The organism is Clostridium sp., from assembly GCF_021443865.1.
Taxonomy (GTDB): domain Bacteria; phylum Bacillota; class Clostridia; order Clostridiales; family Clostridiaceae; genus Clostridium.
Genome location: NZ_JABUTB010000013.1, coordinates 29,258 through 40,906, shown reverse-complemented (window position 1 = coordinate 40,906; position 11,649 = coordinate 29,258). Strand labels below are relative to the sequence as shown.

General features: G+C 29.0%; 13 protein-coding genes. All 13 read left to right on the top strand.

The features are described from left to right. The coding region (locus tag HUJ77_RS03545; RefSeq protein ID WP_291707196.1) for an NAD(P)H-hydrate dehydratase at positions 1-1,168 on the top strand (1,168 nt) is incomplete at its 5' end. A 49-nt stretch (positions 1,169-1,217) separates the two neighbouring features. Beyond that, positions 1,218-1,829 (top strand): germination lipoprotein GerS-related protein, encoded by a 612-nt coding sequence (locus HUJ77_RS03540; protein ID WP_291707195.1) that lies wholly within the window; start codon positions 1,218-1,220, stop codon positions 1,827-1,829. Between the two features lie 228 nt (positions 1,830-2,057). Next, a complete protein-coding gene (locus HUJ77_RS03535; RefSeq protein ID WP_291707194.1) occupies positions 2,058-2,300 on the top strand; it encodes a hypothetical protein in 243 nt (80 codons plus the stop codon). A gap of 8 nt (positions 2,301-2,308) precedes the next feature. Continuing rightward, positions 2,309-2,662, top strand: coding sequence for a type II toxin-antitoxin system PemK/MazF family toxin (locus tag HUJ77_RS03530; RefSeq protein ID WP_291629143.1), 354 nt, complete (start codon positions 2,309-2,311; stop codon positions 2,660-2,662). Between the two features lie 254 nt (positions 2,663-2,916). Then, positions 2,917-3,741, top strand: a complete 825-nt coding sequence (locus tag HUJ77_RS03525) for a transketolase (protein WP_291707193.1) — start codon at positions 2,917-2,919, stop codon at positions 3,739-3,741. Beyond that, entirely contained in the window at positions 3,741-4,685 is a 945-nt protein-coding gene (locus tag HUJ77_RS03520; RefSeq protein ID WP_291707192.1) for a transketolase family protein, read from the top strand. The genes HUJ77_RS03525 and HUJ77_RS03520 overlap by 1 nt, the downstream gene beginning before the upstream one ends. A gap of 225 nt (positions 4,686-4,910) precedes the next feature. Continuing rightward, a complete protein-coding gene (locus HUJ77_RS03515) occupies positions 4,911-5,756 on the top strand; it encodes a YitT family protein (RefSeq protein ID WP_291707191.1) in 846 nt (281 codons plus the stop codon). Positions 5,757-5,793: 37 nt separating this feature from the next. Further along, entirely contained in the window at positions 5,794-6,630 is an 837-nt protein-coding gene (locus HUJ77_RS03510) for a YitT family protein (RefSeq protein WP_291707190.1), read from the top strand. A gap of 145 nt (positions 6,631-6,775) precedes the next feature. Further along, positions 6,776-7,462: a cell division ATP-binding protein FtsE gene (gene ftsE, locus HUJ77_RS03505; RefSeq protein ID WP_291707189.1), complete on the top strand. Its 687-nt coding sequence runs from the start codon at positions 6,776-6,778 to the stop codon at positions 7,460-7,462. After that, complete coding sequence (gene ftsX, locus HUJ77_RS03500; RefSeq protein WP_291707188.1) at positions 7,452-8,342, top strand: permease-like cell division protein FtsX; 891 nt, start codon at positions 7,452-7,454, stop codon at positions 8,340-8,342. Before ftsE ends, ftsX begins: the two co-directional genes overlap by 11 nt. Before the next feature lie 108 nt (positions 8,343-8,450). Continuing rightward, positions 8,451-9,701, top strand: a complete 1,251-nt coding sequence (locus HUJ77_RS03495; RefSeq protein ID WP_291707187.1) for a S41 family peptidase — start codon at positions 8,451-8,453, stop codon at positions 9,699-9,701. 11 nt (positions 9,702-9,712) lie between these two features. Beyond that, on the top strand, positions 9,713-10,981 hold the full coding sequence (locus HUJ77_RS03490; RefSeq protein WP_291707186.1) for a PDZ domain-containing protein: 1,269 nt from the start codon (positions 9,713-9,715) through the stop codon (positions 10,979-10,981). 149 nt (positions 10,982-11,130) lie between these two features. Further along, positions 11,131-11,649, top strand: a 519-nt coding sequence (locus HUJ77_RS03485; protein WP_291707185.1) for an alpha/beta hydrolase-fold protein, incomplete at its 3' end; no start/stop codon positions are given.

Here is an 11,649-nt window from a genome sequence, read left to right as displayed (position 1 = left end):
AAATCTTTTAAAAGATTTATCAAATCATTATAAAATTGCAATAGACTGTATATTTGGAGTTGGGTTAAATAGGGTTTTAGAGGATTTCTATACAAAGCTAATAAGCTATATAAATGAAGAATGGGAAAATATAATTAGTATAGATGTTCCATCTGGGTTGAATTGTGATAGTGGAGAAGTAATGGGAGCTTCAATTGTTGCAAGTAAAACTTATACTTTTGAAGTTATTAAAAAGGGATTTATTGAATATAAAGCTTTAAGATATTTAGGGGATCTAGAAGTTTTAAAAATAGGAATTCCACAATATGTAAAGGAAAGAAGTTCGGAAAAAAATTATATATTGAGTAGGAATGAATATGGGAAGCTATTGAGAAAGAGAGAAAAATACGGTCATAAAGGAAGTTACGGAAAAGTTGCTATTTTAGCAGGTAGTAAAGGGTATGCAGGGGCAGCATTTATATCAACTCAATCATGCGTAGTTGCAGGGGCTGGCTTAACTACTTTAGTTACAACAAAATATGTTCAAGATAAATTAAGTAGTAAATTAGTTGAAGCAATGACAGCTAACATTGACTCTATGGAAGACTTAAGGGGATTATTTCAAAAAGTTGATGTTGTTGCAATAGGTCCTGGCATAGATAAAGAAGATAAATATAAGGGTATTTTTGCTGATTTAATTAAATATAAAGATAAGAGGTTTGTCATAGATGCTGGAGCATTTAATTTATTAAAAGATAATAATAAATTAATACTAGATATAAGGGAAAAGGCTATACTAACACCACATCCAGGAGAAATGGCAAGGCTTATTGATAAGAGTATAGAATATGTTGAAGAAAATAGGGTAGAAGTAGCAAAGAAGTTTGCTAAAGAAAATAAAGTTGTGGTTTTATTGAAGGGGTATAACACCATAATTACAGATGGGGAATGTGTTTACATAAATAGTAGTGGTAATAGTAAAATGGCTTCAGGAGGAATGGGAGACTGTTTAACTGGAATTATTGCCTCTCTTTTAGCTCAAGGACATACTGCAATAGAGTCTGCTTTAATTGGGGCTTATGTCCATGGCTTAGCAGGAGAGCTTGCCTCAGAAGGAAAATATTCAACAATAGCATCTGAAGTAATTGAAAATATATCAAGAGCTATGAATTATATGAATAAATCTTAACTGAATTTAATATTAGTAATAATAAGTAATAACATCCAAGGAGGATATAATGAAGAAAAAATTATTACTAATACTTTTGGTATCAATACCCATAATTTTAATTGCTTTAGTTATTTTATTTAGAATAACTGCAGAACCTACAAATGAAGAAATAATTAAATCATTAAAAGATATTAAAGCATATAAAACAGAAGTTGAATTCATAATTAAAAATTCCAGAGATGAGGAGAGACAAAATTCCATTCAATATTATAGAAAAGATGTTGGTGGTAAAATAGACTTTGGTGAAGATAGAACTAAAATTTATAAAGATAATATGGTTTTAGTTAAAGACAATGTATCAAATAAGGAATATACAATAGAAAAGGGCATGAATGATTTATATTCTATAAGTTTTTTAAATAAGTTATTATCTTATCCTATTAGTAATGAGGGGTTACAAGAAGGTCAAGAAGAATGGGGAGATACTGAATACATTGTTTTTACAAGTGAATTATTTTTAAAAAATGATAACTTAGATAAAGTTAAGGTCTTTATAGATAAGCAGAATAAAACTCCTATAGGGGCAATTATATATGATAAAAATAATAAAGATAGAGTTAGAATAGTTTATAGAAACTTTGAGAAGTTAAAGGAATTAGATGAAGAATTATTAAAATAAAAATAAATGAATACCAGTTCAATATTTAAAGACTATATTATAACAAATTGAGAAATCAGGTAAAAAGAGTACATATGGTGAAATTAGTTTAAGAAACTAATAAAATTAAATCTTATTTATAAAGAAATAAAAAAAAAATAAAAAAAATGAACATAATTTTTGACAAAAGGACATAATTTGCAATATAATTTATTTATACATAGATCCTTTACTACCTGGAGGCAAATTATGTCTAAAAAGATTAATAAACTAAAATTTTTGAAAAATGTAGTTAAAATTAAAAAAAATAGTCAATTTATTGGGTATTCCCTAATAGAATATAATAAAGATCAATTAAATATGGATATTTTTGAAATGATGAAAGAAGGATATCAGGAGATGGCAAAAATTAACTTGGAGCTTTCAGAGCTTTCTTTCGAATGCGAAAATTCTGTTATTGATGAATATGAGAACTGGCTTTGCGGAGTGTGAGATTTCTAATGACGACTATGGTAGTAAAAAGAGGGGATATTTTTTATGCAGATTTAAGCCCTGTAATTGGATCAGAACAAGGTGGAATCAGACCTGTAATAATAATTCAAAATGATATAGGTAATAAGTATAGCCCAACAGTTATTGTTGCAGCTATAACGTCACAGATTAATAAAGCTAAGTTACCAACTCATGTTGAAATTTCTTCAGAAGAATATGGATTAAATAGAGATTCTGTTGTTTTGTTAGAACAGTTAAGAACTTTAGATAAGAAAAGGTTGAAAGAAAAGATAGGTCATATGACTGATTCTGATATGAGAAAGGTAAATAAAGCCCTATTAATTAGTTTGAATTTAGCATAAATATTATTCGAAAAGGTTTTATTTAGATAAGTGAATATATTAAATACTTAGAAACCCTTAAGGGTTTCTTTTTATTTTTGTTCTTATAAAAAATTATGGAATAACAAAGTGATATACTATTTGTAATAATATATACTAATTTACTGATAAATCAAAGAAATAGTATATACAAAATAAAATTTCTATGCTAAAATAATTTTGCCAAATATAGCACAATATATTTACATGCGAATAAAATCTTAGGAGGAAAATAGATGAATAAAAACGTTGAGGAATTGAAATCATTAGCAAAAGTAGTTCGTAAGGATATAATTTCTATGTTAACGGAATCTCGTTCAGGACATCCAGGTGGTTCATTATCAGCAGCAGATATATTAACTACATTATATTTTGGAGAAATGAATATAGACCCCAAAAATCCTAAGGATGATAATAGAGATAGATTTGTACTATCAAAAGGTCATGCTGCCCCTGTATTATATAGTGTATTAGCTAGAAGAGGATATTTTCCAGTTGAAGAATTAAATACATTAAGAAAAATTAATTCTAGATTACAAGGTCACCCAAGTATGAAGTGCTTACCAGGAGTTGATATGTCAACAGGTTCTTTAGGCCAAGGTATTTCAGTATCAGTTGGAATGGCTTTAGCTGGTAAAATTGATAATAAGAATTATAGAGTATATACTCTTTTAGGCGATGGCGAATTAGAAGAAGGTCAAGTTTGGGAAGCTGCAATGTCAGCAGCACATTATAAACTTGGTAATTTAACTGCTTTTGTTGATTTTAATGGATTACAAATAGATGGAGATATTACAAAGGTAATGAATCCATCACCAATTGACAAAAAGTTTGAAGCTTTTGGATGGAATGTTTTAGTTATAGATGGTCATGATATAGAAGCAATTCAAGATGCTATAGAAAAAGGAAGAAATTCTAAGGATAAACCTACAGTAATAATATGTAAAACTGTAAAAGGCAAGGGAGTTTCCTTTATGGAAAATCAAGCAGGATGGCATGGAACAGCACCAAGTAAAGAGCAATGTGAACAGGCATTGTCAGAAATTGGAGGTAACAACTAATGAGTAATAAGATTGCAACAAGAGAAGCTTATGGAAAAGCATTAGCTGAACTAGCTAATTTAAATGAAAATATTGTAGTTTTAGATGCTGATCTTTCAAAATCTACAAAAACTGCGGATTTTAAAGCTGTTTGTGAAGAAAGATTCTTTAATATGGGTATAGCAGAAGCAAACATGATGGGAGTTGCTGCAGGTTTATCTACTTGTGGTAAGATTCCATATGTAAGTACCTTTGCTATGTTTGCAGCTGGAAGAGCTTTTGAGCAAATTAGAAACTCAATTTGTTATCCAAAATTAAATGTAAAAATATGTGCAACTCATGCTGGTTTAACTGTTGGAGAAGATGGAGCTTCTCACCAAGCTATAGAAGATTTATCTTTAATGAGAAGTATTCCTAATATGACAGTAATATGTCCAGCAGATGCAGTGGAAACTGTAGCTGCAATAAAAGCTATTTCAAAGTATGAAGGTCCTTGTTATGTAAGATTAGGAAGAGCAGCAGTAAATATAATAAATGATGAAAGTTCATATAAATTTGAACTTGGTAAAGGTGTGACTTTAGCTGATGGAAATGATATAACTATAATTGCAACTGGAATTATGGTAGATGTTGCTTTAGAAGCTAAAGAAGAACTGAAAAAAGATGGAATAAATGCAAGAGTTATTAATATACATACATTAAAGCCAATAGATAAAGAAATTTTAATAAAAGCAGCTAAAGAAACTGGAGCTATTGTAACAGTTGAAGAGCATAATGTAATTGGTGGATTAGGTTCTGCAGTTTCAGAAGTTCTATCAGAAGAGATTCCAGTTCCAGTATTAAAGGTTGGGGTTCAAGATACTTTTGGAGAAAGTGGATTACCAGATCAATTATTAAAAGCATATGGATTAACAGCTAATAATGTTGTTGAAAAAGTAAAAAAAGCAATTGCATTAAAAAAATAATAAGTTTACTATAATAATTTAAATAAATTATTAAAAAATAGCTATATTTACCACTAAGCTGTAGAAATATCTACAGCTTTCTATTTTTTAATTACTTTTATTGTAAAACATAATATAATATTTAAGTAGAACTATTAAAATTATGGAATAAATTCAAATCATATTTGGATAGAAACATATATATTGTGAGAAAATAATAAAAATTACCTAGAAAAGGAGAGTTATATGAGAGGAAAAATAAGGGAATATATATTAATATTTATTGGGGTAGCTTTAGTTGCATTTTCATTAGAGTATTTTTTCATACCTAATAATATAGCAGCAGGGGGACTAACTGGTTTGGCTATAGTAATTAATCATTATATTCCATCTATTTCAACAGGACCATTAGTTTTTATAATGGATTTATTTTTATTTGTAATTGGATTTATTTTTCTTGGGAAGAGTTTTGGTGTTAAAACAATAGTATCGAGTTTTAGTTTAGCTGGAATGATGACACTTATTGAAACATTTCTTTCCCCAGAAGCAGTTACAAATGATTTAATGTTGGCTTCTATATTTGGAAGTTTTATTAGTGCAATAGGAATGGCTATAGTATTTAATGCAAATGCTTCAACTGGAGGAACAGATACTATAGCAAAAATACTAAATAAATTTTTCCATATTGATATAGGAAAGTCTTTATTAGCAGTTGATTTTATAGTAACCTTATTAGGGGCAATTACTTTTGGTATAAATATAGGTTTATTTGGGTTGCTTTCAGTTATTATTAATGGGATTTCTATTGATAAGGTTATAGAAGGATTCCAGGTTTGTAAGGAAGTAACAGTAATAAGCACAAAAAGTGACGAAATTGGTAAGTATATAATGGAGGAATTAGAAAGAGGTTGTACATTTTTAAAAGGTGTTGGTGGATTCTCTGGGAAGGATACTTATATCTTATATACAGTTTTAGGAAGAAATGAATTTATAAAACTTAAGCAATATATAAGTAAAGTGGATCCAAAAGCCTTTATAACGGTAGGAGAAGTACATGAAGTTATGGGAGAAGGATTTAAAAATTTGCAATAACCTTTTAATTGTAATATGTATTAGAAGGAGAATAGAAATGAAAAAATTAAAAGAATATTTTTTAGCTACAATAGGCGTAGCAATAGTTGCATTTGGGTTAGAATACTTTTTCTTTCCACTAGATATAGCAGCAGGTGGGGTTTCAGGATTAGCTTTAGCAATTAATCAATTAATTAATATTGACCCAAGTATATTAATTTTTGTATTCAATATTATATTATTTACTCTTGCTTTCTTTGTAATAGGAAGCTCATTTGGAGCAAAGAGTATTTATGCTACAGTGATGTTATCAGTAATAATGTGGATTTTTGAAAACTTTTTAAATCCTAGAGCTATTACTGATAACTTAGTATTAGCTTGCGTATTTGGTTCAGCAGTATTAGCAATTGGTACTGCAATAACTTTTTATCAAGATGCATCAACTGGAGGAACAAGCATAGTTGCGAAGATTATTAATAAATATTTTCATCTACCAATAGGTCAAGGGTTATTGTTAGCAGATTGCACTGTAACATTATTAGCTATCTATTCATTTGGTGTTGAAAAGGGCCTTTTCGGTCTTTTAAGTGCTATATTAATAGGAAGCTTGGTAGATAAATTTATTGCAGGTATAAATCCTGTAAAGCAAGTATTTATAATTACTAATAAGGAAAAACTAGTTGTAGATTTTATAAATAATGATATAAATAGAGGGTGTACAATACTAACAGGTAAGGGTGGATACTCAAAGGAAAATATGACTGTGGTATATACGGTTTTAAGCTCTAAGCAATTTATAACATTAAAACAATTTATAAAAACAAATAATCCAGAAGCATTTTTAACTGTAAGTGAATCTACAGAAGCATTAGGTGAAGGATTTAAAGATTATTAAAATTTAATGAAAATTTTATGAAAATAGGGAATAATATAGTTTTTGTTAATTATAAAAGTATAAAAAAAGTTTTTACTTAAGCTTGGTTATGCTATAATAACGCTATAGGTTTTAAAATACGCATATGTGCGAGGTGTTAGAGAAAATGATAGAATTTAAGAACGTGTCTAAACTATATGATAATAATGTTAAGGCATTATCAGATGTGAATATAAAAATAGAATCTGGAGAGTTTGTATTTTTAGTTGGTCCTTCAGGAGCAGGTAAATCAACTTTTATAAAAATGTTAATAAAGGAAGTAGATCCTACTGTTGGAGAAATAATTGTAGCTGGTAAAAAGCTTTCTGATATTTCTAGAAGGCAAACACCATATTATAGAAGAAAAATAGGAATGGTTTATCAAGATTTTAGATTGATTCCAACATTAAATGTATATGAAAATGTTGCTTTTGCTATGAGAGTAGTTGAAGCTTCCCAAAAAGATATTAGAAAAAGAGTTCCTATGGTACTTTCATTAGTAGGACTTTCTCATAAATATAAGATGTTTCCAACTGAATTATCAGGTGGAGAGCAACAAAGAGTTGCATTAGCAAGAGCTATAGTTAATAATCCATCAGTTTTAATTTGTGATGAGCCTACAGGTAACTTAGACCCAGAAACTTCAAAGGAAATAATGGAGCTTTTAGAGGATATAAATAGAGCTGGTACTACAATTTTAATGGCTACTCATGCAAAGGAAATAGTAGATAACATGAAGAAGAGAGTTATTGCTATAGAAAAGGGCTGTGTAGCAAGAGATACAGCAAGGGGGATGTACAAAAATGAAGCTTAATACATTAAAGTACTTTTTTGTAGATGCTTTTAAGAGTTTAAAAAGAAATAGAACTTTAAGTATAGCAGCTATGATAACTGTGCTAATTACATTCTTTATATTTGGTACTTTTATACTACTAGGACTGAATTTTAATAAAGCAATAGAGGATGTGGCATCAAAGCTTGAAATTAAAGTTTATCTACAAGATGATATCAAGTTAATAGATCAAAGAGAAATAGAAATAAAACTTAATGAATTAGAGGGCGTTAAGGAAGTTGTCTATGAATCTAAAGAAGAAGCCTTTGTTAACTTAAAAGAAATGTTAAAAGATAATCAAGGCTTATTAGAAGGATATGATTTAAAAGACAACCCACTTCCAAGTTCATTTATAGTAAAATTACAAAATCCTGAGGATGCTTCAAGTATCACTACAGCAGTACAAGATATGACTGGAGTAGAAAATATATCAAATCAGCAGGATATGATTGATACTATAAGCTCTTTTATAGGCGGAGTTAGAATAGCAGGGTTAATACTGTTTGTTGTATTTATTGGAGTATCTATATTCTTAATTACTAATACAACGAAAATTACAGTATATTCTAGAAGAAGAGAAATAGGAATAATGAAATACGTAGGAGCTACTGACTGGTTTATAAGATGGCCATTTATAATTGAAGGTATGATAATAGGATTAGTTGGATCTATATTTTCAAGTATATTATTATATGCACTATATAGATGGATATTTGGATACATAGTATCAAATATGTTCTTAGTATCATTAGTTTCACCAGCATTTGTTTTAGGAACATTAAGTTGGATATTCCTATTAGGTGGAGCAGTAATAGGCGCTTTAGGAAGTATAGTAGCACTAAGAAAGTTCTTAGATGTATAAATAGATTAATAAAATGAAAGAATAAATAATATAATTTAAGTGGAGTTTATCTCCACTTAAATTATATTATTAAGACATTTAGAGTTTTATGAAAGGAAGTATTAGAATATGGAGGAGAATAAGGAGTATAAGGGGAAACGTAAAAGGCCCTTAATAATAGCAGGACTAATTATAGTGTTTATACTATCAAGTTTTATGTTTTTTTATCTAGGAAATATATTTGCTTTTAACGGACTAAGCTTAGTAAGCATTAGTGAAGATGTAGCAAAAGATATTACTGAAGTTAAAGATGTTAAAAAATACGAATTATTATTTCAAGTGAGGGATGCATTATTAACCAAGTATGATGGGGAATTAGACGATAATGCTTTACTTGAAGCTGCTATTAAAGGAATGACTCAATCAGTTAATGATCCATATACAGTATTTATGAATGCTAGTGAATATAGATCTTTTGAAGATCAAATTGAAGGTCACTTTGTAGGGATTGGAGCACAATTAGGAATAAAGGATAATAAAATCACGGTTGTATCTCCAATTGAAGGTTCACCAGCAGAGAAAGCAGGATTAAAAGCAGGAGACATAATTTTAAAGGTAAATGGGAATGAAATAATAGAACCTAACTTAGAGAAAACTATAGCTCAAATTAGAGGAGAAAAAGGTGAAGGAGTAACCTTAACTATATCAAGAGAAGGTTCTGAATATCTTGATATTACAATAGTGAGAGATGAAATAAAAGTTGTGTCTGTTAAGGGAGAAATTATAGATGGAAATATTGGGTATATAGAAATATCCTCCTTTGATGAAGGTGTAGCAAAAGATTTTAAAAATAAAATTATTGAATTAAAATCTCAAGGTATGAAGGGAATGATACTAGATTTAAGAGGAAATCCAGGTGGTTCTCTTAATGAGGCAGTAAATGTTGCATCTCAATTTATACCTAAAGGCGAAATAGTAACTTATACTATAGATAAGTATGAAAATAAACAAGAAGCTAAATCAGTAGGTGGAGAAGCTGAAGGAATGCCGTTAGTAATATTAATTGATGGTGGAAGTGCATCAGCATCAGAAGTAGTAACTGGAGCATTAAGAGATTATGAAGCAGGAACCATAGTAGGAACTACAAGTTTTGGTAAGGGAATTGTTCAACAATTAATAGAATTTAAAGATGGAAATGGTGGGTTAAAAGTAACAACTTCTAAATATTATACTCCTAATGGAGAAAATATACACAAAATAGGAATTAAACCTGATATAGAAGTAGAAATTCCAAAGGATATTTTACAAAAGGAATATGATAGAAATATAGATCCTCAATTTATTAAAGGATTAGAAGTTATAAAGGAAAAGATAAAATAGGAGGCTCACAAATGGAATTAATACTATATACATTGAGGACTGTAGCTTATGCTATTGTTGAGCCTATGCATATATTTATGCTAGTAATTTTAGGTGTAATGTTTTATTCAAAAAACAAAAGAATATCAATGATGCAGAAAATGACTATTGGGGAGAGTATAAACTCCCCTTTAGAACTTACATTATCTCAAATATCTCTAGGGATAATAGCTGGAGCTGTAGTAAGTGTAATATTAAGTGTATTGGGAATAATTTTTAATGAGAATTCTGGAATAGAAATTATGTTTATGATTTCTATATTACTACTTTTTATAAAGAAAAGATTTATTTGTTTCTCTTACTCAGGAGCAGTATTAGGAGCTATAAGTATTATCGCAGGCTTTTTAGCAAGAAGTACAAATACTCAATCATACATAAATATAAATATATTAAGTCTTATGACTTTTGTTGGAGTTATGCATGTAATAGAAGGAATTTTAGTAATGCTAGATGGTGGAAGAGGAGCTATACCTGTTTTTTCAAATAGAGATGAAAAGATAGTAGGTGGATTTGCATACAATAGATATTGGGCTTTACCGGTGGCAATATTTATTGCTTTAACAGGCAATATATCCACAGCTGTTACATCTTCTGTAGCCACACCCAATTGGTGGCCTATAATAAATAGAAATGAAGCCTTACTAATGTTAAGTTCAATGATTATTACAGCTATGCCTTTATATGGAGTATTAGCGTATAAATCAGTTTCCTTTACAAAAAGAAAAACTATAAAGCCTATTTATTCTGGTATTGGGATATTAGTGTATGGAATTATATTAACAGTAATAGCTCAATTAGCCCAATTTGGAATTATTGGACAAATTGTTGTTGTTATATTTGCTCCTTTAGGTCATGAGCTTATGATTAAGATACAAAATAAAATTGAGAAAAGTGGACAATATATTTATGTTACAGATGATAATGGTGTATCAGTCTTAGAGGTGGCACCTAGTTCTCCAGCATATAAGTCAGGAATAAGAAGAGGAGACAAAATATTAGCTATTAATGGACATGAGGTTTTGTCAGAAATTGAAATTTTTAAAGTTGTAAGAGAGAATCTTAAGGAAATTCAATTTAGAGTGAAAAAAATTTCCGGGGAAATAGTCGATTTAAGAATATTACCAAAGGATAAAAAAGTTGGAATGCTTTTAGTTCCAAGAATGGTTAAGGCAGAGAGTACAATTAGTGTTGATAATGATGATTTTAAAAAAGTATTAGATGAAATGAAAAGAAAGCAGTAAGCTTTCTTTTTTTGTTAATATAAATGATAAAAATCATATAAATATGTGAATTATTATTAAAAATATTGATTTAATATACTTAATAATAAGGGGAGTGATATAATCAAAAAATAAATGGGTTGAGAATTAAATATATGGAGGGTATGAATATGGCATTTAGTCAATTTGAATTTATTTCAGATAGCTTAAGAAGAGTTGTATCATTTAATATTTTACTACCTAATGATTCTCCTTTAGAATTTATAAAAGAGAATGAAAATTACAAAAGAGGAGTAAAGACATTATTTTTATTACATGGTTATTCAGGGAATAATAGAGATTGGATTTTAGAAAGTAAAATTAATGAATTTGCAATAAAATATAATATTGCAGTTGTATTCCCAAATGGAGATAATAGTTTTTATTTAGATGGAAAAGGAACTGGAAGTAAATATGGAACATATGTGGGTGAAGAATTAGTAAATTACACAAGAAGAGTATTTGGACTTTCTAATAAAAAAGAAGACACATATATTGGTGGCTTTTCTATGGGGGGATTTGGAGCAATTCATACTGCATTAAAGTATAATGAGACTTTTTCAAAGGCAATTGCTCTTTCATCAGCATTGATAATAAATGAAATTAAAAATAAGGATGAAAGCTTTAGTACCCCAATAGCTGATTACTAT